Origin of the sequence: Actinokineospora alba, from assembly GCF_004362515.1 — a bacterium.
Taxonomy (GTDB): domain Bacteria; phylum Actinomycetota; class Actinomycetes; order Mycobacteriales; family Pseudonocardiaceae; genus Actinokineospora; species Actinokineospora alba.
Window position 1 is genome coordinate 5,153,320 of the sequence record NZ_SNXU01000001.1, and the last position, 26,244, is coordinate 5,179,563.

The window sequence follows — 26,244 nt, forward strand, 5'->3', positions numbered from 1 at the left end:
GGAGCGAATCGCGTTGCACACCCGGCTCAAGCCCGGTGCCGAAGCGGAGTACGAGCGGGTCCACGCGGTGATCCCGGTCGAACTCGACGCCGCCCTGCGCGAGGCGGGTGTGCACACTTGGCGGATCTGGCGCGACGGGCTCGACCTGTTCCACGTCGTGGAGGTCGATGACTACCACGCCATGCGCCGGGCGCTGGCCGACCACCCGGCGAACGTCCCGTGGCAGGCGCGGATGGCCGCGCTGCTCGACGTCCCGGACGACTACTCCGGCGACGACCGCGGGGTTCCGCTGGTCTGGGAGCTGCCGTGAAGTCGGTGCGGCTGGGGGGTTCCAAGGCCGAGGTGACCGGCCTCGGGTTCGGCGGGGCGGGGATCGGCAACCTGTTCACCGCGGTGTCCGAAGTGGACGCTCGGGGTGCGGTGGACGCGGCGTGGGCGGCGGGGGTGCGGTACTTCGACACCGCGCCGCACTACGGCCTCGGGTTGTCCGAGCGGCGGCTGGGGGCCGCTCTGGCCGACCGCCCGCGATCGGAGTACGTCGTCTCGACGAAGGTCGGCCGCATCCTGGAGCCCGGGGCCGGAGGACGCGACGACGAGGGGTTCGACGTGCCCGCCGACTACCGCAGGCGCTGGGACTTCAGCGCCGACGGCGTGCGTCGGTCTATTGAGGACAGTCTGGTTCGCCTGGGGATGGACCGGATCGACGTCGTGTTACTGCATGATCCGGACGACCATTGGGCGGAGGCGGTCGGGTCGGCCTATCCGGCGTTGCACGACCTGCGGTCGCAGGGGGTCGTGGGCGCGATCGGGGTGGGCATGAATCAGTGGGAGATGCCCGCACGGTTCGTCGCCGAGACCGACATCGACGTGGTGATGCTCGCGGGCCGGTACACGCTGCTCGACCGGTCGGCGGCCCCGAAACTGTTGCCGTTGTGCCTGAGCCGGGGCGTCTCGGTGATCGCGGCGGGCGTGTTCAACAGCGGAGTGCTGGCCACCGACACCCCGGGTGCGACTTACGACTACGCCCCGGTTCCCGAGCCGGTGCGCGCCCGGGTGGTCCGGATGGCGGAGATCTGCCGTGCGCACCGCGTGTCCTTGCCGCAGGCCGCGATCGCGTTCGCCGCCCGACACCCGGCCGTCGCCTCGGTCGTCGTCGGCGCCCAGTCAGCGGACCAGTTCTCCCGCAACGCCTCGCTGTACGCCACCGCGGTGCCCGACAAGCTGTGGGACGACCTGCCGTGACCGTTGATCCGCGCGCGGGGCGGTTTCCGCACCCTGCCCGGCCGGAAAGCTCACTCCTGTTCGAGAGCGGATTCCGCGGACCCGAGAGTGTTGCGGAGCCACTGCTCCACCCCGGCCACGTGCACCGTCGCCCACGCCCGGGCGACCTCCGGCTGTCGCGACTCGATGGCCTCGCAGATGGCGTCGTGCTGCTCGCGGGTGCGGCGGACCGCGCCCTCCTGCGTCATGCCGCGCCAGATTCGGGCGCGGGCCGTGGGGCCGGACAGGCCGTCGAGCAGGGAGCACAGGACCGTGTTGCCCGAGCCGGCGGCGATGCGGCTGTGGAACTTCAGGTCGTTGGCCACCAGGGCCTCGACCGTCGGGTCGTCGTCGAGTTCGTCGAGGATGGCGCGGAGTTCGGCGATGTCGGCGTCGGTCATGGCCTTGGCGGCCATGGCGGTCGCGGCGGGCTCCAGGATGCGGCGGACTTCGAGGAACTGCAGGACGGTGTCGTCCTGGTGGAAGTCGACCATGAACCCCATGGATTCGAGCAGCAGGTCCGGCTCGAGGCTGGTGACGTACGTGCCGTCGCCCTGGCGCACGTGCAGGACCCTGATCAGCGACAACGCCTTGACCGCCTCCCGCAGGGAGCTGCGGGACAGGCCGAGGCGCTCGGCGAGGTCGGCTTCCTTCGGCAGGCGGGAGCCGGGGCCGAGTTCGCCGTCGACGATCATCGCCTTGATTTTCTCGATGGCTTCGTCGGTGACTGGCACAGCAACTCCTCCTACGGACATCCGATGTTTCGTAGGATAGCCGGGCGTGGCCCGAAATGTGGGAAGGTTCGCCGATGAGGGTCGCCCTCTTCATCACCTGCTTCAACGACACGCTGTTCCCCGCGACCGGCCAAGCCGTGGTCCGCGTGCTGGAGCGGCTGGGGCACGAGGTGGTGTTCCCGCCGGACCAGACGTGTTGCGGGCAGATGCACTTCAACACCGGCTACCAACGTGAGTGCGTGCCGCTGGTCCGGTCCTTCGTCGACACCTTCGCCGACGCCGACGTCGTCGTGGCGCCGTCCGCGTCGTGCGTGGGGATGGTCCGGGACTTCCACAGCCGGGTCGCCGAGGTCTCGGGGGACCGGGGGCTGGCCGCCGCGGTGGCCGGGACGGTGCCGCGGGTGCACGAGTTCACCGAGTTCCTGGTCGACATCGCGGGGGTGACCGACGTCGGCGCGTACTTCCCGCACCGGGTGACCTACCACCCCACCTGCCACGGTCTGCGGCTGCTCAAGCTCGGTGACCGGCCGCGGGCCCTGCTGCGCGCGGTGGAGGGGATCGAGCTCGTGGACCTGCCGGGCGCGACCGAGTGCTGCGGGTTCGGCGGGACGTTCGCGGTGAAGAATTCCGACGTCTCGGTCGCCATGGGCACCGACAAGGTCGCCCGGGTGCTCTCCACCGGCGCCGAGGTGCTGACCGCGGCCGACAACTCCTGCCTGATGCACGTCGGTGGGTTGCTCTCTCGGTCGAAGTCCAAGGTGCGCGTGATGCACCTTGCCGAGATCCTGGCCGGTGAGCGCGCATGACCGGAACCTGGCTCGGCATGCCGCCGTTCCCGGTGGCGGCTCGGGAAGCGCTTGGCAATGAGCAGCTCCGAACCAACCTGCGCAAGGCGACCGGCACCATCCGCGGCAAGCGCGCGGCTGTCGTCGACGAGCGCGCCGACTGGGAAGCGCTGCGGGTGGCGGGCAAGGAGATCAAAGACCGCACCCTGCACAACTTGGACACCTACCTCGAACAGTTGGAGCGCAAGGTCACCGAATCGGGCGGCGTCGTCCACTGGGCGCGCGACGCCGCGGAGGCCAACCGGATCGTGATCGACCTGGTGCGGGCGGCGGAGGCCGACGAGGTGGTCAAGGTGAAGTCCATGGCCACCCAGGAGATCGAACTCAACGAGGCGCTGGCCGAAGCCGGGATCGCCGCCTACGAGACCGACCTCGCCGAGCTGATCGTCCAATTGGGACACGACCGGCCGTCGCACATCCTGGTGCCCGCCATCCACCGCAACCGCTCGGAGATCAGGGACATCTTCCTGCGCGAGATGCCCGGCGTGACCGCGGCGCTCACCGACGACCCGGCCGAGCTGGCCGCGGCCGCCCGGGCCCACCTGCGCCGCAAGTTCCTCACCGCCAAGGTCGCCGTGTCCGGCGCCAACTTCGCCGTCGCCGACTCCGGCACGCTCGTCGTGGTCGAGTCCGAGGGCAACGGCCGGATGTGCCTGACCCTGCCCGAGGTGCTGATCAGCGTGGTCGGCATCGAGAAGCTGGTGCCCACCTGGCAGGACCTCGAAGTCATGCTGCAACTGCTGCCGCGCTCGTCCACCGGGGAGCGGATGAACCCGTACACCTCGACCTGGACAGGGGTGACTCCGGGCGACGGCCCACAGGAGTTCCACCTGATCCTGCTCGACAACGGCCGCACCGGCGCCCTTGCCGACGACATCGGGCGCCAGGCGCTGCGGTGCATCCGCTGCTCGGCGTGCCTCAACGTCTGCCCGGTCTACGAACGGACCGGCGGCCACGCCTACGGTTCGGTCTACCCGGGCCCCATCGGCGCCATCCTCACCCCGCAGCTGCGCGGCGTCACCGCCGACGAGGTCTCGCCGACCCTCCCGTTCGCGTCCACCCTGTGCGGCGCCTGCTACGAGGTCTGTCCGGTGCTCATCGACATCCCCCAGGCCCTCGTCCACCTCCGCGCGAAAGCCGTCGACGCCAAGCGCGGCAAGCCTTCCGCCGAGCGGACGGCCATGCGGGTGGCGCAGTGGGTCTTCGGCAGCTCCCGCCGCCTGCGCCTGGCCCAGCGCCTGGTCTCGATCGGCGGCCGGGTGCTGGGGCGCCGAGGCCGCATCGGCCGGTTGCCCGGCCCGTTCAAGGGCTGGAGTGGCGCCCGCGACACCGCGACACCGCCCCGGCAGACGTTCCGAACCTGGTGGGAGTCCCGATGACCGCGCGTGAAGAGATCCTCGGCCGGATCCGGTCCGCCCTGTCCACAGTGGACAAGGCGGAGATCGTCGTGTCCCGGGACTACCAGCAGGCCATCGAAGGCGACCTGGTCGGGCTGTTCGCCGAACGGGTCGCCGACTACCGGGCCGCCGTCGTCCGCACGACGGCCGACACCGTGCCCGAAGCCATCGCCGAACAATTGGCGCACTTCGGCATCGGCTCCGTCGTCACCCCGGCCGACCTGCCCGCGGACTGGGTACCCCAGGCCGTGACCGACGCCCCGCCCCTGGACGTCCCCGCCCTCGACGCCGCCGACGGCGTGGTCACCGCCTGCGCGGTGGGTATCGCCGAGACCGGAACGATAGTGCTTGACGCCGGTCCGGGGCAGAGCAGGCGAGCGCTGACCCTGGTCCCCGACTTCCACCTGTGCGTCGTGCGGACCGACCAGATCGTCGGCACCGTCCCGGAGGCGATCGCCCGACTCGACGGCACCCGCCCGCTCACCTGGATCAGCGGCCCCTCAGCCACCAGCGACATCGAACTCAACCGGGTCGAGGGCGTCCACGGCCCCCGGACTCTGGTTGTCCTCATCGTCGGCTGATTCGGCGCGCGTGATCGGCCAGACCTCAGCGTCTCGCTTTAACCAGCTATCGGCTATTCACTATCAAGATATCCAATGGAACGGGTGAAGCGACAATGCGGGACTCGTCGGGTGGACTACAAAAGCGCAGGGAGGCGGGACCCAGCCGCTTGAGGCCGACCCAATAGTCACCGCACGCGCCCGCCACGAACTCCTCCACCTGCCGGGGGCCACTGCGGCGATCGGGTCAGCTGGTGAGGAGGGTGTTGGCCAGCGTCAGAAGGGCGGCTTCGAGTTCCTCGGCCGACGTTCGCTGGTGCAGGGACCAGTCGTAGACCACGGAGTTCAACGCGCCGATGAGGGCGAGGCCCGCGAAGCGGAAGTCCCGAGGTGGGATCTCGCCGCGGGCGACGGCGGCCTCGCCTTCATGGGTGACCGTGGCGATGATGGCCTCGCGGTACTCCAAGCGGGCCTGTTCCACCTTCGGGCTGGCGCCGACGACCTCCACGAAGCTGACCCGGACCCGGCGGGGGTCGGAGATAATCGTGCGCAGATACGCGCTGAGCGCCGCGACCAGGCGGGCCTCGATCGGGGTCGGTGGGGCCTCGGCGAGCGCGGTCGCTGTGGCGGTGAGGGCGTCCTCGGTGATCTGCGAGTGCAGCGCGATCAGGACCGCTTCCTTGTTGGTGAACTCGTGGTAGAAGTGCCGCGTCGACACCTTCGCCGCTGAGCAGAGCCGGTCGATGGGGGTTGCCTGGTACCCCTCGGTGCCGAACAGGTCGAGCGCGGCTTCCAGCAGGCGCTCCCGGCGGGCGGCGCTGCGTTCTCCCGCGTCTCGGCCGGAGTAGCGGCGCGTCGCAGCCTCTGTCGCAGCCTCTGTCGCAGCCTCGGTCATCGGCTCGGTCATGTCTCCAGCTCTTGTCATCGGTGTCGTGTGCGCCTACGGTAGCCGCCAAGCCCAAAGCGAAAAGGTAGATTTTCGATTATGGAGGGTCGGCCCATGAAACGCACGGCACGTCTGGCATTGCTGGTGTTGGCGGCGGGATCGCTGGTCGGTGGTGCCGTGGTCGCCGTCCCGGCCGCGACGGCGGCGCCGGACGCGGTCGTGGAGCCCGACCTCGACCCGTTCTACCGGCCCGCCCCCGGCTTCGAGGCCGCGCGTCCGGGCACCGTGCTCAAGAAGCGCGACGTCACCGCCGCCGGGCTGCCCGCCCTGCAGTTGCAGGTGCGCAGCAGCGACGCGAAGGACCGGCCGGTCACCGTGGTCTCGACGCTGATCGTGCCGCCCACCCCGTACCCCGGACAGCGGCCGCTGCTGTCCTACCAGCCCGCCACCGACAGCCTCGGCGACCAGTGCAACCCCTCGTACACGCTGCGGACCGGCACCGAGAAGGAAGCCCCGCTGCTGGGCATGGGGCTGGCCAAGGGCTGGGCGGTCGTCGTCACCGACTACCAAGGTCCGCGCGACGCCTACGGAGCCGGGCGGATGGAGGGGCACGCGGTGCTCGACGGCATCCGGGGCGCGATCTCCGTGCCGGAAGCCGGCCTGGCGAAAGCCAAGATTGGCGTCTGGGGCTACTCGGGTGGCGCGCTCGCCTCGGGCTGGGCCGCCGAGTTGCAGCCCACCTACGCGCCGGAACTGCGCATCGCGGGAGTCGCCGCGGGTGGCACGCCCGCCGACCTCGCCTTGGCCGCGAAGACGATGGACGGTGGCCCCTTCTCGGGACTGGGCCTCGGCGCGGTCAACGGCCTGATGCGCGAGTACCCGGAACTGGAGACCCTGCTCAACGACGCGGGCCGCGCGCTGCGGGCCGACATGGACGACATGTGCGTCGGGGAACTGGCCACGAGCTACCCGTTCCGCAAGCTGACCGAGTTCACCACCTCGGCCGACCCGCTGAACGAGCCGGTCGGCCGCGAGGTGTTGGCGCTCAACCGAATGGGCGCGCAGGCACCCACCGCGCCGGTCTACCTCTACCACTCCAAGTTCGACGAGCTGATCCCCTGGACCGCGGGCGACACCGTCCGTCGCGAGTGGTGCGCGAAGGGCACGAAGGTCACGTTCCACACCGACTACCTCAGCGAGCACAACGTCCTCGCGGTCACCGGCGCCCCCGCCGCCGTCGCCTACCTCAGCGCCCGCTTCTTCGGCCTCCCCATCACCGGCGCCTGCTGACCGGACATGGGCTGTGGGTCGAGGGGGCCCACAGCCCACCCCGCGAGTCGCCCCTCCCGGCAAGTGAGTCGCCCCTTCCGGCGACTGAGTTCGACCTTCGCGATGCACGAATGTCGAACTCGCTTGCCGGAGGGGGCGACTCGCTTGCCGGGAGGGGCGACTCGCGGGTGTTTGGGGTGTGGGGAGTGGGGGTGGGGGATACGGTGATCGGGGAGGGTGGCCGACAGGCGGGAGCGCGGGATGCAGGTGGTCCTGTACGTCATGGTCACGCTGCTGGGCCTGGCTGTCGGCTCCTTCCTCAACGTGGTGATCCACCGGGTGCCGCGCGGCGAGTCGGTGGTGAGTCCGGCCTCGCGCTGTCCGAGCTGCGGGAAGCCGGTACGGGCCAGGCACAACGTCCCGGTGCTCGGCTGGGTGGTCCTCAGAGGACGGTGTGCCGACTGCGCCGCGCCGATCGGGGTGCGCTACCCGTTGGTGGAGCTGGGAACGGCGATCGTCTTCCTGGTGGTGGCTGTGCGGATGTGGCAGCTCGGGCTGGTGTCCGCGCTGCCCGCGTACCTGTACTTCGCGGCCGTCGGCATCGCGCTCGCCCTGATCGACCTGGACGTGCGCAGGCTGCCGTCGGCGATCATCCTGCCGTCCTACCCGGTGCTCGCCATCCTCTTGGCGGTGTCCTCAGCGGTGCGCGACGACTGGTGGTCCCTCGGCCGGGCCGGGATCGGCGCCGCCGCCCTGTTCGCGTTCTACTTCCTGCTCGCGCTGGTGTACCCCGCCGGGATGGGGTTCGGCGACGTGCGGCTCTCGGGCCTGCTCGGCGGCGTCCTGGCCTACCTGTCGTGGTCGACGCTGGTCGTCGGCGCGTTCGGCGGGTTCGTGCTGGGCGCGGTGGTCGGCGTCGTGGTCCTCGCGGCCGGACGCGGCGACCGCAAGACCGCGCTTCCGTTCGGGCCGTTCATGATCCTGGGCGCCCTGCTGGCCCTGTTCGTCGCCGAGCCCGTCGCGAACTGGTACCTGGTCACCGTGGGCTGGACCAGCTGAGCACGCTGACTTGTCGTCGACCTGGCAGCGGGCTGACCGGGTCGGCGTCGACGAACGCCACTTTCGCCCGCAGGCTCGGTGTCCCCGTGGTCGGACATTCCCCGGGGGACGGGCAAAGGTAGACGCTGAGGTACACGCTGAAGACGAACCCCGGTGAGTCGTCGGGGACCTCGATGACGGGTCCGCCGTAGGAGAAGCTGCCGGTCAGCTTCACCCACAGGGAGCGGGCGATGACACCGAAGCGGAAGACCTGCTCGGACGCGTTGTTCAGGGTGATGTCGAGAACGGCGTGCGGCGCGTACGTGGTGCCCTGCACGTAGAACTGGTTGTTGGGACTGCCATCCGAGGTCACCATCGCGCACCGGGACGCGTTGCCGAGCCCGGTGTAGGGGGCTGTGGTGACGCAGCCACCGCCGGCGCGGAAAGCCGGTGCCACATAGGTGAGGTCGAGCTGGACGGCGTCGAGGTCCTCGATGGCGTCCTTGTTGTCCAGCGAGACCTTGAGGTCGATCGTGGCGCCGGTGAAGGTGCCTTTGTAGATGGATTCGGCGAGCGAGCCGTCGCGGGCGGCGTCGATGGGGATGGTCGTGGTCTGGAAGAGCGGCGAGCCGAAGCGGCCGACAGCGGAGCCGGTCAGCGCGGCGCCGCCGTTGGGTCGGAAGGTCACCTCCAGGTCGTCCTGGTTGACCAGGTCGGTGTGCCGGTGGGTGACCTTGATGGCCGCCGACTTGAGGACCGACCCGGCCGGGATGGGGGCGGGCGGTGCGAAGCCGCTGACGGAGACGGTCGTGTCGGCGTTCTTCTTCGGCGCCTTCCAGGTCGCGTAGGTGAGGAGGTCCGCGTCACGGAGGGCGGCGGAGGTGGCGGTCGGGTTGAAGCCGCCTTGGGTGGGGACCGCGGTGAGCTTGAGGTCGGTGAGCGCGGTGTCGGTCTCGGCCCCGGACTTCAGCCCATAGATGGCGACCGGTGGTCTGGTGGCGCTGTAGGTGCCGCAGATCTCCGCCTGCCCCGCCTTGACCGCGAGCTGGCTGTCGCCGCCGAAGATGAACTGCACGCCGACCGCGTTGGCGTCCTTGATCGGGTTGTTGCAGGAGCCGGGAATCGTGGGGTTGAGCGGTGGCTGGGCGATCACCTGACCCGCGCCGTTGACCGGGGTGCCCGCGACGAGTTTGCCGGTGTCGATCGTCCAGATGTTGCCGCCCGCCGAGTCGAGCAGGGGATTGGCGTTGGTGCCGGTGTTGTGGAAGTCGAAGTAGTACGCGCCGGGCTTGAACCACCAGACGCTGCCCTTGCAGGGGCTGCCGTTCGCCATCATGTCGGTCAGGGCGTGCGCGTCGTCGTAGTAGCCGGGCTCGAAGGTGATCAGACCCGTCTTCGTGCACGCGGGCAACGCGCGGTGCGCGGGCGCGGCCCCGACAGCGGGCAGGTAGTTCGGGTCCTCACCGAGGGGATTCGCGGGCGCGTAGGGGCACGACGGTGGCGACGGGTCGCTGATGATCGTGCCGGTGCAGCCGGTCCGCCCATAGACGCGGGTGTTCGTGGCCAGGGTTCCATTGACCACATTGATATTGGAGTTCGAGAACACGACGCCGCGCACCCGGAACATCGAGCCGTTCGGCTGCTGGATGTTGACGCCGTCCTCGCCGCCGTGCTTCCCGAGGGTGAGGATCGCGCTGCCCGGCCGGTTGCACATCGACAGCGACGGGCACTGGATCAGGACCCTGGACGGGTCGGCGTCGCAGTCGACCGTCGCCGCCTCCGCTCCCGCGATCCCGTCGAGGTGGAGGTGGTCGCCGTGGTCGAAACAGGTCTGGCCAGGGGAGTTGTTGTAGGTGCTGTTGCGGATGGTGTTGATCGCCGCGGCCATCGCACCGTCCGAGGTGGACGCTGTGGCGCCTTGGTCGCGCAGGGCGATGGTGGTGCGGAAGCTGGTGCCCGAGAAGGAGAGCAGCGAGAGGAGCCCCAGGCTGATCACCACGACCAGGACCAGCACCAGGATCAGCGCGGCACCGCTTTCGTCGTCACGGCGTCTCATGTCTGCCTCCGCTGCCCGTTCAGGCTGATCACATAGGGGTCCGCGTTCGCCGTGGCGACGGTGAAGGACATCGTCACCCGCTGCGGCACGGCCGCGGTGTCACACGCTCCGCCGCAGTCGACGGCGAGCGTCGCCGGGTCGACGTAGTGCGCGACGATGACGTCGGCGACGGTGCCGCCCGAGCACTTGATCCGGTGCAGTTCGCTGACCGGGCCCACCGGCACGAGGTAGTACGCGACCACGTCCACGCTCGACGCGGGCGCGGCGGCGGAGTTGTCCCAGCGCTCCGACAGCAGGCGGATCTTGGCGGTGGGCGTGGCGGCGGTGCCGCACACGTGGCCGCCCGCGTCGAAGGCCGCGTCGAGCTGGATGGACGGCTTGAACGCGACGCCGGTCAGCCCGTGCGCGGCGGCGTAGTCGCGGATACCGACGGTGGACACGTCCTGGCCGAAGTAGGTGGCGCTGATCTGCGAGTCGTGCGACAGCTGCAGGCGGGCCGACGCGCTCGCCGACTGGCGCAGTCCGGCGATGATCAACCCGGCCAGCGGCACGCTGATCACGCCGAGGATCACGATAGCCATAAGGAGCTCGACCAGGGTGAACCCGGCATCATCACGATCGCGGCGAGTCAGGTGCATATCGGCTCCCCAAGGCCGCAGGGCTTGCGGATCACGATGACCCCGCGTTCGGTGGCCCGGCCGTCGTTGCCCGCCACCTGCAGGGTGAGCTGCTGCAACCCGGTGTCGGTCCCGCAGGAGACCTGCCAGGCCGTGCCGTTCCAGTACTTCATCGTGGTGACCGTGGCGGTGTACCCGGTGGGGACGGCGAATCCGGCGGGGGCGGCGTAGGCGCCGGGACCGGCGCACGCGACATATCCGCCGTTGGCGACACTCGTGCGGATGGCCTCGCCGAAGTCGCGGACCATCGTGCCCGCGGTGGACTGCTTGCGGTGCGTGTCGGAGGCGAGCACGCTGGTGGTCAGGCCCGCACCGATCGAGACCGCGCCGATGCCGAGGATCACCACGGCGATCAGCAGTTCGAGGAGGGTCTCACCCCGGTCGTCGGCCGCCATGTCAGGACACCTGGTTGAAGATGCCGTACATCGCCGAGACCAGTGCCACGGCGACGAACCCGACGACCACGCCCATCACCACGATCACCGCGGGTTCGAACAGCGCCGTGAGCTTCTTGAGCTTGTAATCCAGTTCGCCCTCGTAGTACTGGGCGGTGACCTCGAGTTGCGCGTCGAGGGTGCCGGTCTCCTCGCCGACCCGGATCATCTGCCCCGCGGTCGTCGGGAACAGGCCGGTCGCGGCGATGGGCTTGGCCAGCCCCTCGCCTTCCAGGAGGGCCTCGCCGACCCGGGACAGGGCGCCGATGAACACCCGGTTGCGCAGCGACTCGGTGGCGACCCGCAGCGCCTCCGGCAGCGGGACACCCGCGCTGACCATGGAGGACAGGATGCGGCTGAACCGTTCGACCAGGGCGTACTGGATGGTGGAGCCGAGGACGGGCAGGGAGAGGAACAGCTTGTCCCGCGCGTAGCGGCCCCGGGTCGTGCGCACCACGCCGAAGATGATCAGCGCCAGGAGGACGAACCCCGCGCCCAGTGCCCACCACCATTCGGTGAGGAAGTCGGTGACGGCCAGCAGCATCCGGGTGGGCAGCGGCAGGGTGGCGTCGAGGCTGTCGAAGAAGACCTTGAACCGGGGAAGCACGAAGCTGGCCAGCACGATGACGGTGATCAGCGACATGCCCGCGATCATCGCGGGGTAGATCAGCGCGGCCTTGATCTTGCGCTTGGCTTCCAGGTCGCGTTCGAGGTACCGGGCGAGGCGGTCGAGGACGCTGTCGAGCTTGCCGCTGAGCTCCGCCGAGCGCAGGATGCCGCGGTAGAACTCGGGGAAGATCTTGGGGTGGCGGTCGAAGCAGTCCGAGAGCTTCTCGCCGCGGCGCAGCCCGTCCTCCACCTCGCGCATCATCTTGCGCACGGAGGAGTTGTCGGCTTCCTCGCCGAGGGTGCGCACGGCGTCGATCAGCGGCAGACCCGCCTTGATGAACGCGCCGAGCTGCCGCGACAGGTGCATGACCTCTTCGCGCTTGACCCGCGGCGCGGTCAGCTCCCTCTTGAGCACACTGGTCTTCTCGACGACCTGGATGTCGCGCAGTTCCTGTTCGTAGAGGGCGAGTTCGGCGGCTTCGCGCGTGTCGGCCTTGTGGGTCCCGGTGGTCGGACTCCCGTCGGGACGCGTCGCGCTGTAAGCGAATTTGGCCATGTCAGCTCCCGATCACGTAAACGGAACGCAGGACCTCGGCGACCGTGGTCACACCGGCCTCGACGAGGTGCGCCGCGGCCTCGGACAGCGTGCGCATGCCCTCGTAGCGGGCCAGCTTGCGGAACTCCTCGTGCGACGCGCGGGAGAGGATCAGGTCCCGGATCGGTTCGCTGACCGGCATCATCTCGTAGACGCCGATGCGCTCCAGGTAGCCGGTGTTCGCGCAGAAGTTGCACCCGGCGCCGCGCACGAATCCGTCCTTCGGCGGCGCCCCGCCGACCGAGTCGAGGAACACCAGTTCCTCTTTGGACGGTTGGTAGTACTCGGTGCAGTAGGTGCACACCCGGCGCACCAGGCGCTGGGAGAGCACCGCGGTGACCGAGGAGGCGATGAGGAAGTTCTCGATCCCCATGTCCAGCAGGCGGTGCAGCGCCGCGGCGGCGTCGGTGGCGTGCAGCGAGGAGAGCACGAAGTGGCCGGTGAGCGCGGACTGCACGGCGATGCGGGCGGTCTCCACGTCGCGCACCTCGCCGACCAGGATGATGTCCGGGTCCTGCCGCAGGATCGACTTGAGGCCACCGGCGAAAGTGATGCCCGCCTGCTCGTTGATCTGGATCTGGTTGATCGACGGGAAGGTGTACTCGACCGGGTCCTCGATGGTCATGATGTTGCGGTCCGGGCTGTTGATCTCGCCGAGGGACCCGTAGAGGGTGGTGGTCTTGCCGCTTCCCGTCGGGCCCGCGCAAATCACCATGCCGTACGGCGAACGCAGCAGCGCGGCGTAGCGCTTGGCCATCTCGGCGGGCATGCCGAGCTGTTCGAGGCGGAACAGCGGGCGACTCTTGTCCAGCAGCCGCAGCACGACCTTCTCGCCGCCGACGACGGCGGTCGTCGACACCCGGATGTCGACCGCGCGGCCCTCGACGTCCATGCTGATCTGCCCGTCCTGCGGGCGGCGGCGCTCGACGATGTTCATCCCGCCGATGATCTTGATTCGGCTGACGATCGCCGGGCCCATCGACTCGGGCAGGTCGAGCACGTCGTGCAGGGCGCCGTCGATGCGGAAGCGAATCCTGATCCGCTCCGGCTGCGGTTCGATGTGGACATCCGACGCCCGGTCCCGCAGGGCCTGGGTGATGATGAGCTGCACGACCTGCACGACCGGCGCCTCGTCGTTGGCCGAGACCGCCGCGACCGTCCGGGCCGCGGTCTTGCGCAGCACGTCGCGGGCCTCGAAGTCCTTGACCCGCGAGTCGATGCCGGTCAGCGCCCGGTAGGTGGCGCCGATGACGTGCAGGATGTCCTCGCGCCGGGCCACCTTGACGGTGAACGGCATCCCGGCGGCGGCGCGCAGTCCATTGAGGACCGCGTCGGACGGGTCGGCGACCGCGAAGGCCACCCCGTTGCCGGTCTTGAGCTGCACCGCGACCAACTCGCGCGCGGTCGCTTCCTTGATCAGGGCGGTCGCCGCGGGCTCGGGGGTGACCGAGCGCAGGTCGACCTCCTGCAGCGGGCGCTGCCCCCGCGCCTTGGCGTGTTCGGCCGCGGCGTCGGCCAGGCTGCCCGTCATCGGCTGGTCCACGGGTTCCGGGACGGGAGTGTCGGTGCGCTTGCCCAGTCTCATGACGCCACTCCTGCGCGCAGTCGGGGGACTTCGACGTCCTTGGGGTAGAGGCTGCGGGCGACGGCCTCGTCGTAGCTGATCTCGCCGGACGCCACCAGGTCGTTGAGCGACTGCTCGAAGGTGAACATGCCCTCGCGCCTGCCGGTGATCAGCGAGTTGCGCAGCTGGTTGGTCTTGCCTTCCTTGATCAGGTTCCGGATCGCGGAGTTGGCGACCAGCATCTCGAAGGCGGCGATGATGCCGCCGTCGACGCGGGGGATCAGCCGCTGGTAGACGACGCCGGTGAGGGCGGCGGCGAGCTGCACGCGGACCTGGTCCTGTTGGCCCGCGGGGAAGACGTCGATGATGCGGGCCAGCGCCTGTGAGGTGTCGTTGGTGTGCAGTGTGGAGAAGACGAGGTGACCGGTCTCGGCGATGGTCAGGGCGAAGCGGATCGAGTCCAGGTCGCGCATCTCGCCGACCAGCACCACATCGGGGTCCTCACGCAGCGCGCTGCGCAGGGCGTCGGGGAAGGACGCGGTGTCGCTGCCCACCTCACGCTGGTTGACCGCGGACCGCTTGTGCTGGTGCACGTACTCGATCGGGTCCTCGATGGTGATGATGTGGCAGGCCCGGTCGCTGTTGATCCGGTCGATCACCGAGGCGAGCGTGGTGGACTTGCCGGAACCGGTCGGCCCGGTGACCAGGACCAGACCCTGGTGCGCCCGGGCGAAGTCGCCGAGGACGGGCGGCAGTCCGAGTTCCTCCATGGACGGGATCTCGCGGGGGATCATCCGCAGCGCGATGGTGGTGTCGCCGCGCTGGGTGAACGCGTTGCCGCGGACCCGGCTTTCATTGCGCCAGCTGAAGGAAAAGTCGTATTCGCGGGTCTGCGCCCACTGCCGCCACTGCTCCGCGGTCAGCAGCTCGGCCAGCAGCGTGTCCGTGTCGGCCGGGGTGAGCACGGGCTCCTCGGGGGCGGCGTGCAGTGAACCCTGGATCCGCAACTGGGGTGCCATGCCCGCGGTGAGCAGCAGGTCGGTGCCACCGGCCTGCCAGACGGCGTCGAGCAGCAGGTCGACATGGCTGCCGAGAGCGGGACCGTGCATGACAACCTCCGGATTCCGGTTCGGGTTGGGGGTGGGAGGGCCGCCGCCCCTGCGCAGCGGCCCTCCCAGGCGGACCTACGGCGCGGTGCAGGCGCCGATGGCGGTCACGACTCCCGTGTTGGCGAAGGTGATGGTGTAGTCAGGGCTGGACGGCTGGCTGTGGAGGAAGCGGTTGACGCCAGTGGTCAGTGCGTTCCAGTCGTTGGCCGCCGGGTACGCGGACAGCTTCGCGTAGTGGGCCTCCAGGGCGACCTCGACGGTCTTCACGTCGGCCTTGCAGGCCGACTCCTTGCCTCTGTCCTGGATGCCGTTGACGGCGAAGACGACGATTCCCGCGAGGACGCCGAGGATCACGATGACCATCAGCAGTTCGATGAGGGTGAAGCCCTTGTCGTTCTTGCGAGCCTGCTGGAGTCTGTCGAGCATTGCGTTCATGGTGTTCTCCCTGATGTGTGTGGTGGCTATGTCTTGCTAGGAAACGTTTTCGGACACCTCCTCGCCGCGAATCCGCGTGTCGGCGAACCGACGGACCGCGGTGCTGAAGGGGTGCTTGGGGGAGGACTCGGTGAGCGGCACGCCCCGGTTGATCGAGGCGGCGAGCTCCCAAGTGGACGGAAGGTAGGCGGCGATCGGGTTGCGCAGGATCGCGTCGATGTCCGCCGCCGTCAGGCCGGTCTCGGCGTCGGCGCGGTTCACCACGATGGCCCGGGTGTGCTGCCGGATCGAGAGCAGGTCGAGCATGTCGAGGGTGACCCGCAGGTGCGTCAGCGCGGGCCGCTCCGGCGTGGTCAGCAGGACCCGGTGGGTGGACAGGTCGAGCGCGGTCAGCACGTGCGCCGAGAGCCGGGGCGGGGTGTCGACGACGATGTAGTCGTAGCGGGTCGACAGCAGGATCAGCAGGTCGCGCACCAGCGTGGCGGGCATCCGCTCGGCGTCGCCGGGCCGGGCGGGGGCGGGCACGCAGTCCAGTCCGGGGCGGTAGGCGGCCAGGGGCATGGTCACCCAGACCGTGTCGCCGACCGACAGCGTGCCGCGGGGCCGCAGCGACAGGGTGGTGGCGATGTCGCCGTAGGCGAGGTCGAGGTCGACGAGGCAGACCCGGTGGGCCGCGGCGTGCAGCGCGACGGCCAGGTTGGTGGCGAACGTCGTCTTGCCGCAGCCGCCCTTGGGGGCGAACACCGTGATGATCTGGCCGTGTCCCGTCATGTCGTCTCACCTCCTCGCCGGATGACGAGAAGCGTGGGCCGGACGGGGGTGTCGGCGGCATCGGGCGATCGGCCGGACGGTGGCTGCCCGACGGGCCGACGGTGACGGCCCACCGGTCGACACTTGTCGGCCGATCGACCGACAACGGGGCCGGATGATCACCCTCAGTAGGGACTTTGGGCCTGGTTAGGGCCGAATGTGTAACTCCGGGGGCCGCCTGGCCGAAAGGTAGTTGAATCCTTAAACAGCCTGTTCGGATCGGGGTCGGAACCGGCAGACCGGGAGGAACGATGTCGATCCGCCTTGCCGTCGTCGACGGACATCCCCTGACCCGCTACGGGCTGGCCGGACTGGTCGCCGACCACGCCGACATCGAGATCGTCGCCGAGTGGGACTCCGTGGCCGCCGCCCGCGCGATAGTCGACGTCCGGCCGACCGTGGTGACGATCGATGTGGACCTTCCCGACGGCGACGGACTCCAGCTGGCCCGCGAGTTCCGCGACCGCGACCCGGACCTCGGCATCGTGGTGCTCACCTCCAGCGCCCGCGACGACATCCTGTTCCGCGCCCTGGACTCCGGGGTCTCGGCCTTCGTGGGGAAGACGGCGCCCATGCCGGAGGTGCTGGGCGCCATCCGCCACGCCGCCGTGGCGGCGACGTCGTTCACCGCCACCGGCCTGATCCACGCCCTGGCCCGCAAGCGCGAGACGGAGACCCGGTTCGCCCTGAGCCCCCGCGAGCGCGAGGTGCTCCTGCTGCTGCGCGACGGCCTGTCGGTGCCCGCGATCGCGCGGTCCACCTACGTGAGCCCGTCGACGGCCAAGACGTACGTGGCGCGCCTCTACGAGAAGCTCGGCGCCAACAACCGCGCCCAAGCCCTCATGACCGCCCTACGCCACGGCCTGATCCACAACGACGAACTCCCCGCGGTCATCTGACACACGCGAGTCCCCACCCCACGACGATGAGTTCTCATCTCGGGCACACCTGAGATGAGAACTCATCGTCGGGACGTGGGGACTCGCGGTCAGCAGTCCCAGGCGGTCTGCGCGGTGCGGGTGCCCGTCGACAGGTCGAGGCCGCCCCAGGCGCGGGTGCAGACGCCGGTGGTCGCGACCGGGACGGAGACGATCTCCCGGGTGGGTCGGGCGGCGCTGCGGAAGCCGAGGGCCTGGCCGCCGGAGTTCGCGGTGATGATGCCCGCCTTGACGTGGTACGACTTGCCGGTGTCGAAGAAGCTCTGCCACACGTACACGTACGACCAGTTCTTCGGGGTGCCGTCGCACACGCCGTAGTACTGCTTGACGCTGGCGATGTTCGCGCCCGCGCCGTTGGTCACGTAGGCGGTGGAGCCGAGCTGGCGGGCACCGGTGCAGCCCGCCGGGATCTTGTCGGCGGCTTGGGCGGTGCCTGCGAGGCCGAGGACGCTCAGGCTCGCGAGACCGGCGGCGAGCAGCAGCGAACGTAACTTCATGTGGGAGTTCCCCTCTGGTGAAGCGGCCACGGGCGACCCGCCCGCGGTCGGTACGCGGGGACGATCGCAGCCCGCTGCGGCGATGTCAACGGTCTGTCTGGGCAGGTAGGACCAGGTCGGCCGACTCGGGGGACGGTTTTCGAGTCCGCGGCCAAGCCCGTCATCAGGTCAGGCGAGGAACCCCTATTCCGCCATCGTTCCGCGGTCCTTCACCCGCCGGTGGGCATCGCGGCGCCCGCTTCCGTGATGCTGTCTTCGCCCAACTTGTATATACAGGACGGAGACCGGACATGACCCCCACCGACGACGTATCCCGCAGGCGCTTCCTCGGCTTAGGCGCCGCGGCGGGCGGGCTCGCCGCGGTGAGTTCGCTGCTGCCGCCCTCGCTGCTGCGGGCCATGGCCGAGACCCCGGTTCGCGCGGGCGGCCTGGCCGCCGTCGAGCACGTGATCGTGCTGACGCAGGAGAACCGGTCGTTCGACCACTACTTCGGCTCACCAACGCCGCCTATTCCTACGACCACCAGGGATACGACTGGACCACCTACCCCGAGCGGCTGCAGGCGGCCGGGGTGTCGTGGCAGGTGTACCAGGAGTGGGACAACTTCAACGACAACGCGGTCGAGTACTTCGCCGTGTTCAAGCGGATCGGCACGAAAGCCCTGTCGAAGGTGAAGGGCAAGTTCGGCACCACCGAGGAGTTCTACTACGCGCTGTTCGACAAGTCGCCCTCGGCGCGGAAGAAGATGCTCGACCAGTTCGCCGCCGGCCTGGCCACCCTGACCCCGGCCGAGCGCGTGCTGTTCGACCGCGGGATGTACCGCAGCGAGCCGGACACGCTGGTTCCCCGGCTGCGCGCCGACATCGCCGCGGGCACCCTGCCCGCGGTGAGCTACCTCGTGCCGACCGCGGCCCTGTCCGAGCACCCCGGCTCGTCGACGCCGGTGGGCAGCGCGAACCTGATCTACCAGGTCCTCGACGCGATCGCGTCCAACCCGGACACCTGGTCCAAGACCGTGCTGCTGATCAACTTCGACGAGAACGACGGCTACTTCGACCATGTGCCCGCGCCGGTCCAGCAGCGCCCGGGGTCCGGCGCGTCCGACGACTGGTACCAGGGCCGGGCGATCGGACTCGGCCCGCGCGTGCCGATGACCGTCGTCTCGCCCTGGACCATCGGCGGCCATGTCGACTCCGAGATCGCCGACCACACGTCGGTCATCCGCTTCCTCGAGCGGGTCACCGGTGTCGTCGAGCCCAACATCAGCCCGTGGCGCAGGCAGCTCTGCGGCGACCTCACCGCGGCGTTCGACTTCGCCGTCGCGGGCACCCGCCCGGCGCTCGACCAGCCGGGCCCGATCCCGCCCGCGATCACCCGCTGGCGCCCCACGCCACCGGCCCAGGGCGTGCTGCCCGCACAGGAGCCCGGTCGCCGACCCGCCCGCGCCTTGCCCTACCAGCCAAGGGTTTCCGCAGTCGTCGAGGCGGGGACGCTGCGGCTGGCCCTGGCCGACACCGGGACCGGCGCGAGCCACTTCGCGATCTATCCGTACTCCGGTGAGTTCGCCCACCCGGAGCACCGCGATGTCGCGACCGAGCACGTCGAGCCGATCACCGTCCCGGCAGCCGGCTACCGGTTGGCCGTCCAGGGGCCGAACCGGTTCTGGTACGAGCTGGCGGGAACCGCGACCGGCGCGGCGGCGGGCGTGGCCGTGCGATCCCCGCACCTGCCCGCCGGTGGCGGAGCCGCCATCGAACTGTCCAACACGGGCGCCTCGGAGGTCACGCTGACGCTGACGGCGGCGCGCTACGGCACGTCGAGCCGGACCGTCACGCTGGCCGCGGGCGCGAGCACCTCCGTGGTGTGGCCGACCGACGGCGGCTGGTACGACGTCGAGGTGACCGCGGCGCAGGACCCGACCTTCCGCAGGCGCCTGACCGGCCGGGTCGAGGACGGCGCTCCGGGCGTCACCGCCTGATCGGCTCGGGGCGGGCGGGCACACCGTCCGCTCGCCCCGTTCGGCCATTTGGGTGGAGCGCCCCAGCAAACGGGGGACGATGATCGTTTCCGATGTTCGATGCTGCGCCCACTGGTAGCTTCCCGGCCAAGACCGCTCACCGGGGCGGGTGATCATCGGGAGTTGACGTGCCAGGCGATCGGCGGCACCGCGGTGGATCCGGCTGAGCTGGCCGGGCAGTGGGCGGGGGCACTGAGCCGGTTACCGGCCACTGGGGACAGTGTCGGGCGGGAGTTGACGGGACCGGTCGACCGGCTGGTCCAGGCGCTGGGCGCCGACCCGTTCGACGCCGACGCCGCCACCGAGGTCGGGGTCCGGCTGGTCGAGACGGTCACCGCGGCCCTGGCAGGCGGAGCCCGGCTGGCCGCCGTCGAGCGGACCCTGGCCACCAGTGAGGCACGCTCCGGCGCGCTGTTCCGCTCGGCCGCGGTCGGCCTGCTGGTCAGCGCCCGCGAGGGCGTGGTGACCGAGGTGAACGCCGCCGCCTCGCGCATTCTCGGACGCCGAGAGGACGAACTGGTCGGCGTCCCGCTCGCCGAGCTGGTGCATCCGCGGGAACGCGACGCCGTCCTGGCCTGCTACACCGAACTGCTCGACAACGGCGAGGAATCCAGGCGGCTGCGGGAAAGAACCCGGCTCCTGCGCGCCGACGGCGACCCGGTCTGGGTGCACCTGGCGGTCTCGGTCCTGCGTGACACCGCCGGGCGACCGGACTCGCTGGTCACCCTCGTGCAGGACGTGTCCCATGTGCACCTGCTCGAACAGCAGCTCAGCTACCAGGGGACGCATGACCCGCTCACCGGGCTGGCCAACCGGCACGCGTTCATCGGCAAGCTGGAGGAGTCGCTAGGCGGCACGACACCGGCTTCGGTGCTGCACCTCAACCTCGACGCGTTCTCGGTGATCAACCACGGCCTCGGCTGGAAAGTCGGCGACGAGCTGCTGCGGGCGGTGGCGGCCAAGCTGACCGAGGTCCTGGGTGACGACCCCGCCTGCGTGGCCCGGTTCGGCGCCGACGAGTTCGCGGTGCTGCTGCGACCCGGCCCGGACGTCGCCGCGCTGGCCCAGCGGATCAACGCCGCCCTGGCCGAGCCGACCTATGTGGACAGTCACGGGGTCGCGGCGTCGGCCACCATCGCCGTGGCCCGCGACATCGCGCCCGGCACCGACCCGGTGGAACTGTTGTGCGCCACCGCGATCGTGCTGCGCACCCTGAAGTCACGCGGGCGCGGGCAGTGGGGCCTGGTGGACCCGGCGGTCGACCGTACCCGCCGCGCCCAACTCCGACTCGCCGCCTCCGTACCCGGCGCGTGGGAGGGCGGCCAGATCCAGGTGTGCCACCGCCCGATCGTCGCGCTCGCCGACCGCCGGGTCGCCTCGGTGCAGGCGTCGCTGCGGTGGCTGCACCCGGAACTGGGCCTGCTCGACCACCGGGCGTGCCTGCGGGCGATCGCCGAAACCGGCTTCGGCCTGCGCATCGGCCGCTGGCTGCTCGGCGAAGCGGCCCGACAGGTGGCGGCGGCCGGCCCGGACGCGCCCCGGCTGTACCTGGAACTGACCAAAGAGGAGGCGGTCGACCCAGACTTGGTCGCCTGGGTGCGCACCGCCCTTGCCGACGCGGGCCTGGCCCCTGGTCGGCTTGACCTCGGGTTCCCGGTGCTCGCTTTGCACGCGCCCGACAATCCGGCTGAGGACAACCTGGAAGTGTTGGCAGAATTGGGGATCGGGATCGTCCTGTATGGATATGGGGCGGCCAGCCGTGACCTGACCTATTTGGACTCGCTGCCGCTGCGGGCCGTCCGGCTGGTGAGTTCGGTGGCTTCCTGGGTTTCGGCGAACTCGGAGTCGGGGTTGCCTGCTGTGATGGCGGCTCGGGGGCTTGTTCCGTTGGTGCGGGCTTCTGGGCTGTCGATGATTGTGGGGAGTTTGCGGACGGCCCAGGAGGTCGCGTGGTGGGCTGAGGTTGGGGTGGATTTGGGGGAGGGGGCGGTGTTCGGTGAGCCTGGGGGGTTGGCTGAGGTGATCCGGCTCTGACGCGTGCTGGCTGCGCATGTGGTTTGCCGGCTGGCTTTTGCCTGGGGGCCTGTTTGGGTGGTTCGCCTTGATTTGGGGACCCCGGAAATGGGCCTGCGCGGGTAAAGCGGGCAGGATAGGGAAACTGCCCCGCGCCGCGAAAGTTTAGGCCCATTTCACCCCAAATCAAGGCGAACCACCCAAACAGGCAGTTGGGATCGGCCCCTAGCGTTTCGGGGGGTGGGGGTGGGTGGCCCGTTGCGAAGCTGGGGCGTGGGTGGGGCATTGCGAACGGGGGCGTGGGCGGGGCATTGCGAACGGGGGCGTGGGCGGGGCATTGCGAACGGGGGCGTGGGCGGGGGCATTGCGAATCAGGGGGCTGGAGGGTCGTTGCTCGCCCGCATGTCGTGGCGCTGATGTGGAACCGATCGTGGGTGGGCGGTGTAGACCTACTGACAGGACGCACCGACTAGGAGTGGCGATCAGCGACGCGGAGGCCGTGGCCAGGGTGCGCGCCGGGGATTCCGGCGCGTATGGCGAGCTTGTGCGCGCCCATGCCGGTGTCGCGCTGCGCGTCGCGGTGTTTCTTGGGGCCGGGGCGGACGCGGAGGATGTGGTGCAGGAGTCGCTGGTGAAGGCGTATCGGGCGCTTGGCGGCTTTCGTGCGGACGCGCCGTTTCGGCCGTGGCTGCTGCGGATCGTCGCCAACGAGACCCGTAACGCGCAGCGGTCCGCGAAGCGGCGGGGTGTCACTGAGGCCGCCGCCGTGCTGCCCGAGCCGGTGGCGGACCCTGAGCTGTCGGCCGAGGCCCGGGCCCGGCGCGCCGAGTTGCTGGCCGCGCTTGAGGTGTTGCCCGAGCCCTACCGGCTGGTGGTGACCTGCCGATACCTGCTCGACCTCGACGAGCGGGAGACCGCGACCGTGCTCGGCTGGCCGCGCGGCACGGTGAAGTCGCGGCTGTCGCGGGCGCTGCGCAAGCTGCGTGTGTCGCTGGAAACGGACCTCGCCCATGACTGAGCCCATGACTGACCGGCTGATCCGCGAACTCCGCGCCCTCGGGGACGACCTCCCGTCGCCCGACCCCACCGACGCGCTCACCGCCGCCGTCCTGGCCCGGGTGGCGACCGAGCCGGTCCCCGCGCGGGCCACGTTGGTGCGCCGGGTCGCGTGGTGGCTGCGGGCCCGGTGGCGGGCCCTCGTGTCGCTGCTGACCGGGCTGGTCCTGGTCGCCGCGCTCACCCCGCCGGTGCGCGCGGCCGTGGCGCAGTGGCTCGGGATCGGGGCCGTCGAGGTCCGCACGTCGAGCGGTGCGCCCCCGTCGACCGCCCCGCCGCCGCCGACCGCGGCCCGCGGGATCAGCGTCGAGCAAGCGCGGGACCTGGTGGCGTTCGATGTCGTCGTGCCCGCCGAACTGGGGACGCCGACCGGGGTGGAGGTGTCCGCCGACCGGGCCGTGGTGTCGATGAGCTGGCCGGGCGTTCGCCTCGACCAGATCGGCGCGCGGCTGGCCCCGTACTTCATCAAAACCGTCTACGACGAGGTCGAGTTCACCACCGTGCGCGGGTCGGACGCGTTCTGGCTGCCGAGTGCGCACGAGGTGGTCGTGCAGTCCGCCGACGGCTCCCAGCGCCGCGAACCAGCCCGCCTCGCGGGCCGCACCCTGCTGTGGCAGTCCGGCGGTGTGACGCTGCGGCTCGAAGGCGACCTCGACCGGGAACGCGCGGTCGCGATCGCCGAATCGGCGCGCTGAAACGGGAACCGCGCGGCGGTGGCCGGTGTATCCCCACCAGTCACATCCTGAGGAGGCACCGCCATGCGCGCGACTGTTCTGACTCTGCTCACCGTGATCGGCTTGCTGGTTCTCAACGCCGGTCCCGCGGCCGCGGGCGGCCCGACGAGCGTGCTGCTGACCATGCCCGAGAACCAGCGGGCGGCGGCGCTCTACCACTCCGACTCCGCCTACACCCGCCTCGACGGCGCGCTCAGCGGCGGTGCCACCGCGTCCCCGCAGGAGTCCAATTCGTACATCACCGCCACCTGGCTGATCCACGACGTGGACGTCTGGCGGACCGACCGGATCTACCTGACGCCGTCCGGCCCGGTGATCGAGACCAGGACCACAAGGGGAACCGAGCAGGGCATCTGGGACGTGCCCGCGACCTGGCACACCAGTTCCTCGCCCAAGGAACTCATGGCCTTGTTCGCCTCGTTGGGACTCACCTCGGGCAGCTCGACAGCCCGGATAGCGGAGGCCGCCGCGCAGCCCCCGGCCGCGCCGACGCCGGTCGAGCCGGTCGCGGATGTCAAGTGGGAGTGGGGGATCGGCGGACTCATCGCGGGCGCGCTGCTCACCGTGGGCGCAGTCCTGGTGCGTCCGCGCCTGCGGGGACTGCCCCAGCTCAGCAGGCCGCGGCCCGCTCCGCCGCTCCCGTGATGTTGCGGGCCATCCCGCCGAATACGACACCGTGGAACGGCGCGATGCCCTTCCAGTACGCCTGACCCGCCAGCCCGTGCGGCTCGAACACCGCGCGCTGGCGGTAAAGGGCGCCACCGTCCGCCGTCGGCTCGACGCACAGCTCGAGCCACGCGCGGCCGGGAACCTTCATCTCCGCGCGCAGGCGCAGCATCCGCGGCCGCTCCAGGCGTTCCACCGCCACCAGTCCAGCGCCTCGCCCACGTGCAGCCGCCTCGGGTCGCGCCTGCCGCGGCGCAGGCCCACGCCGCCGGTGAGCCGGTCGATCAGGCCGCGGACCGACCACGCCAGCGGGAACGAGTACCAGCCCCGCTCGCCGCCGATCGACTCGATGACGTCCCAGAGCGCCTGCGGGCTCGCCGATGTCGGGTGTTCCCGGATGTCCTCGTACACCGAACCGCCGGACCACTCCGGGTCTGACGGCAGCGGATCGGAGGGGGCGGTGGGCCAGGCCGCGTCCGACCAGCGGGTGGGCACGTCGGCGTTGCGGATGCGGGCCAAGGCCAGTTCGACGGCCCGCTCGTAGTGCAGCAGGCCGGGTTCCGGGTCGGGGATGTACTTCTCGATGTCGTGGTCGCGGCACACCACCTCGTGCACGACCGACTCGATCAACGGGATGGCGATGCCGCGCGGCACCGGCGTCACCAGGTTGACCCACTGCGCCGACAGCCACGGCGTGAGGACGGGGACGGGCAGCACCACCCGTCGCACCAACCCGGCGACGACCGCGTAGCGGCGCATCATCTGCAGGTAGGTGAGCACATCCGGCCCACCGATATCGAACGCCCGCGACACGCTCTCGGGCAGCTCGGCCGCGGCGACGAGATAGTGCAGCACGTCGCGCACGGCGATCGGCTGGATCCGGTTGCGCACCCAGCGCGGCGTGATCATCGCGGGCAGCCGCTCGGTCAGGTAGCGCAGCATCTCGAAGCTGGCCGACCCCGACCCGATGATCACCGCCGCCTGCAGCACGGCGGTCGGCACGCCGCTGGCGAGCAGAATGTCGCCGACCTCCGCGCGGGATCCCAAGTGGTCGGACAGGTCACCGGACTCGGGCAGAATCCCGCCGAGATAGACGATCCGCGCCACACCCGTCTCCCGGGCGCAGTCGGCGACCACCTTCGCCGCCCGCCGGTCGATCTCGACGAAGTTCGCCCGGTTGAGTGAGTGGACGAGGTAGTACACGACCTCCTGGCCCGCCATCGCGGCCCGCACCTGAGCACGGTCGGTGACATCACCTTGGACAACCTCGATGGCGTCGCGCCAGGGCACTTCGGCGAGTTTGTCGGGTGTCCGGGCCACCGCCCGGACCTGGTGGCCCGCCTCAAGCAACGCGGGCAGCAGCCGCCCACCGATGTAGCCGGTCGCGCCGAACACCACACATCGCATCAGCCGATTCTGGGTGCGGCGCTCATGGGCCGCACAGTGAACTCACCCAGCGAACACACCGCCGTCTACCTCCGAATAGGCGTCCAGCCGCTAGCCGCGCAGGGGCCAAGGCGGGATCGGGGGTTCCTCCGGGGTCGCCTCGTGACCGGGCTCCCCAGGAGTGCGCCGGTCGCGTTTCAGCGCGGCCTCATGAAGATGTCGCCGCCCGCCCGTCAGCTTCCGCGTCTCGCGTTCCAGCTCCCGGAACGGCTGGTAATACGTGTCGTCGTATTCCTCGACAACCTGAAAAGTCCACCGTCCATACAGAACGTTGCGCCCCAACAGTTCCCGCCGCAGCCGCTCCGCCACGTCCCGATGCCCGGCGCATGCCAGCAGGTCTATCGCCTTCTCCACCTTGAAGTCGGCTGACCCCGTGAGCTGATGGAAGGCGTACAGGTGGCCGCGCGCGATCTCGGTGGTCTCCAGTGCCTCGGTCAGCTTCCCGACCGCCTCCACCGTGGCCGCGTCTACTGATTCTTCTGTGTCCGCCATGCCGGGAGTACTACCCCGAAACCCGCCCGGCCCCACATCCGCGCTCGGTGACACACCCCGGCCCCGGTTTTGCCGGATACGGACAACATTCGCCGGGCGGGACACAC

26 protein-coding genes and 1 pseudogene are annotated in these 26,244 nt (G+C 70.3%); 14 read left to right on the plus strand and 13 right to left on the minus strand.

The window, feature by feature from the left end; genetic code table 11:
* Positions 1-7: 7 nt before the first annotated feature.
* Positions 8-310, plus strand: a complete 303-nt coding sequence (locus C8E96_RS23720; RefSeq protein WP_407642683.1) for an L-rhamnose mutarotase — start codon at positions 8-10, stop codon at positions 308-310.
* Complete coding sequence (locus tag C8E96_RS23725; protein WP_091368203.1) at positions 307-1,242, plus strand: aldo/keto reductase; 936 nt, start codon at positions 307-309, stop codon at positions 1,240-1,242. Before C8E96_RS23720 ends, C8E96_RS23725 begins: the two co-directional genes overlap by 4 nt.
* Positions 1,243-1,292: 50 nt before the next feature.
* On the opposite strand, the gene C8E96_RS23730 is transcribed toward C8E96_RS23725, so the two are convergent.
* Entirely contained in the window at positions 1,293-1,994 is a 702-nt protein-coding gene (locus C8E96_RS23730; protein ID WP_091368205.1) for a FadR/GntR family transcriptional regulator, read from the minus strand.
* A 74-nt stretch (positions 1,995-2,068) separates the two neighbouring features.
* Here C8E96_RS23730 and C8E96_RS23735 point away from each other — a divergent pair, with 74 nt between their 5' ends.
* From C8E96_RS23735 to C8E96_RS23745, 3 genes are read left to right on the plus strand one after another with little or no spacing between them, the layout of a single operon-like run.
* Positions 2,069-2,800, plus strand: a complete 732-nt coding sequence (locus C8E96_RS23735) for a (Fe-S)-binding protein (protein ID WP_091368208.1) — start codon at positions 2,069-2,071, stop codon at positions 2,798-2,800.
* Positions 2,797-4,218: a LutB/LldF family L-lactate oxidation iron-sulfur protein gene (locus C8E96_RS23740; RefSeq protein WP_091368211.1), complete on the plus strand. Its 1,422-nt coding sequence runs from the start codon at positions 2,797-2,799 to the stop codon at positions 4,216-4,218. The genes C8E96_RS23735 and C8E96_RS23740 overlap by 4 nt, the downstream gene beginning before the upstream one ends.
* The gene (locus tag C8E96_RS23745) at positions 4,215-4,817 is read left to right on the plus strand and encodes a LutC/YkgG family protein (protein ID WP_091368213.1); all 603 of its coding nucleotides are present in this window, start codon (positions 4,215-4,217) and stop codon (positions 4,815-4,817) included. Before C8E96_RS23740 ends, C8E96_RS23745 begins: the two co-directional genes overlap by 4 nt.
* A 226-nt stretch (positions 4,818-5,043) precedes the next feature.
* On the opposite strand, the gene C8E96_RS23750 is transcribed toward C8E96_RS23745, so the two are convergent.
* Positions 5,044-5,703 carry a TetR/AcrR family transcriptional regulator gene (locus C8E96_RS23750; protein WP_228769565.1) on the minus strand — a complete coding sequence of 220 codons (660 nt, stop codon included), beginning with the start codon at positions 5,701-5,703 and terminating at the stop codon, positions 5,044-5,046.
* A gap of 93 nt (positions 5,704-5,796) precedes the next feature.
* Here C8E96_RS23750 and C8E96_RS23755 point away from each other — a divergent pair, with 93 nt between their 5' ends.
* Both C8E96_RS23755 and C8E96_RS23760 read left to right on the plus strand, forming a co-directional pair.
* On the plus strand, positions 5,797-6,972 hold the full coding sequence (locus C8E96_RS23755; protein ID WP_133794710.1) for a lipase family protein: 1,176 nt from the start codon (positions 5,797-5,799) through the stop codon (positions 6,970-6,972).
* Between the two features lie 240 nt (positions 6,973-7,212).
* Positions 7,213-8,010 (plus strand): prepilin peptidase, encoded by a 798-nt coding sequence (locus tag C8E96_RS23760; RefSeq protein ID WP_091368218.1) that lies wholly within the window; start codon positions 7,213-7,215, stop codon positions 8,008-8,010.
* Here C8E96_RS23760 and C8E96_RS23765 read toward each other — a convergent pair.
* From C8E96_RS23765 to C8E96_RS23800, 8 genes are all read right to left on the minus strand, one after another.
* Positions 7,988-10,045, minus strand: a complete 2,058-nt coding sequence (locus C8E96_RS23765) for a hypothetical protein (protein WP_091368220.1) — start codon at positions 10,043-10,045, stop codon at positions 7,988-7,990. The genes C8E96_RS23760 and C8E96_RS23765 overlap by 23 nt on opposite strands.
* Positions 10,042-10,683: a prepilin-type N-terminal cleavage/methylation domain-containing protein gene (locus tag C8E96_RS23770; protein WP_091368222.1), complete on the minus strand. Its 642-nt coding sequence runs from the start codon at positions 10,681-10,683 to the stop codon at positions 10,042-10,044. Before C8E96_RS23770 ends, C8E96_RS23765 begins: the two co-directional genes overlap by 4 nt.
* The gene (locus C8E96_RS23775) at positions 10,674-11,117 is read right to left on the minus strand and encodes a type IV pilus modification PilV family protein (protein ID WP_091368224.1); all 444 of its coding nucleotides are present in this window, start codon (positions 11,115-11,117) and stop codon (positions 10,674-10,676) included. Before C8E96_RS23775 ends, C8E96_RS23770 begins: the two co-directional genes overlap by 10 nt.
* Position 11,118: 1 nt before the next feature.
* Positions 11,119-12,321, minus strand: coding sequence for a type II secretion system F family protein (locus C8E96_RS23780; RefSeq protein WP_091368226.1), 1,203 nt, complete (start codon positions 12,319-12,321; stop codon positions 11,119-11,121).
* A 1-nt stretch (position 12,322) separates the two neighbouring features.
* On the minus strand, positions 12,323-13,945 hold the full coding sequence (locus C8E96_RS23785) for a GspE/PulE family protein (RefSeq protein ID WP_228769566.1): 1,623 nt from the start codon (positions 13,943-13,945) through the stop codon (positions 12,323-12,325).
* Entirely contained in the window at positions 13,942-15,033 is a 1,092-nt protein-coding gene (locus C8E96_RS23790; RefSeq protein ID WP_091368229.1) for a type IV pilus twitching motility protein PilT, read from the minus strand. The genes C8E96_RS23785 and C8E96_RS23790 overlap by 4 nt, the downstream gene beginning before the upstream one ends.
* Positions 15,034-15,108: 75 nt before the next feature.
* Entirely contained in the window at positions 15,109-15,459 is a 351-nt protein-coding gene (locus C8E96_RS23795; RefSeq protein ID WP_091368231.1) for a type II secretion system protein, read from the minus strand.
* A 45-nt stretch (positions 15,460-15,504) separates the two neighbouring features.
* Positions 15,505-16,239 (minus strand): AAA family ATPase, encoded by a 735-nt coding sequence (locus C8E96_RS23800; protein WP_091368235.1) that lies wholly within the window; start codon positions 16,237-16,239, stop codon positions 15,505-15,507.
* Between the two features lie 290 nt (positions 16,240-16,529).
* On the opposite strand from C8E96_RS23800, the gene C8E96_RS23805 reads away from it, so the two are divergent.
* Positions 16,530-17,177 (plus strand): response regulator transcription factor, encoded by a 648-nt coding sequence (locus C8E96_RS23805; RefSeq protein ID WP_091368237.1) that lies wholly within the window; start codon positions 16,530-16,532, stop codon positions 17,175-17,177.
* Between the two features lie 89 nt (positions 17,178-17,266).
* Here C8E96_RS23805 and C8E96_RS23810 read toward each other — a convergent pair whose 3' ends face one another.
* Positions 17,267-17,713: a hypothetical protein gene (locus tag C8E96_RS23810; protein ID WP_091368240.1), complete on the minus strand. Its 447-nt coding sequence runs from the start codon at positions 17,711-17,713 to the stop codon at positions 17,267-17,269.
* A gap of 290 nt (positions 17,714-18,003) precedes the next feature.
* Here C8E96_RS23810 and C8E96_RS34195 point away from each other — a divergent pair, with 290 nt between their 5' ends.
* The 6 genes from C8E96_RS34195 (at position 18,004) to C8E96_RS23835 (ending at position 24,178) form a co-directional block, all read left to right on the plus strand.
* Positions 18,004-18,387: an alkaline phosphatase family protein gene (locus C8E96_RS34195; protein WP_228769567.1), complete on the plus strand. Its 384-nt coding sequence runs from the start codon at positions 18,004-18,006 to the stop codon at positions 18,385-18,387.
* On the plus strand, positions 18,285-19,691 hold the full coding sequence (locus C8E96_RS23815) for an alkaline phosphatase family protein (protein WP_228769568.1): 1,407 nt from the start codon (positions 18,285-18,287) through the stop codon (positions 19,689-19,691). The genes C8E96_RS34195 and C8E96_RS23815 overlap by 103 nt, the downstream gene beginning before the upstream one ends.
* A 162-nt stretch (positions 19,692-19,853) precedes the next feature.
* The gene (locus C8E96_RS23820; protein ID WP_166658090.1) at positions 19,854-21,764 is read left to right on the plus strand and encodes an EAL domain-containing protein; all 1,911 of its coding nucleotides are present in this window, start codon (positions 19,854-19,856) and stop codon (positions 21,762-21,764) included.
* Positions 21,765-22,218: 454 nt separating this feature from the next.
* On the plus strand, positions 22,219-22,761 hold the full coding sequence (locus C8E96_RS23825; protein WP_228769569.1) for an RNA polymerase sigma factor: 543 nt from the start codon (positions 22,219-22,221) through the stop codon (positions 22,759-22,761).
* Positions 22,754-23,494: a hypothetical protein gene (locus C8E96_RS23830; protein WP_091368244.1), complete on the plus strand. Its 741-nt coding sequence runs from the start codon at positions 22,754-22,756 to the stop codon at positions 23,492-23,494. The genes C8E96_RS23825 and C8E96_RS23830 overlap by 8 nt, the downstream gene beginning before the upstream one ends.
* A 63-nt stretch (positions 23,495-23,557) precedes the next feature.
* Positions 23,558-24,178: a hypothetical protein gene (locus C8E96_RS23835; protein ID WP_091368246.1), complete on the plus strand. Its 621-nt coding sequence runs from the start codon at positions 23,558-23,560 to the stop codon at positions 24,176-24,178.
* Here the strand turns inward: C8E96_RS23835 and C8E96_RS23840 are convergent.
* Together C8E96_RS23840 and C8E96_RS23845 are read right to left on the minus strand one after the other, a co-directional pair.
* Positions 24,144-25,606: pseudogene (locus C8E96_RS23840) on the minus strand (SDR family oxidoreductase). The gene C8E96_RS23835 and the pseudogene C8E96_RS23840 overlap by 35 nt on opposite strands.
* A 90-nt stretch (positions 25,607-25,696) precedes the next feature.
* On the minus strand, positions 25,697-26,137 hold the full coding sequence (locus C8E96_RS23845; protein ID WP_091368249.1) for a hypothetical protein: 441 nt from the start codon (positions 26,135-26,137) through the stop codon (positions 25,697-25,699).
* Positions 26,138-26,244 lie beyond the last annotated feature (107 nt).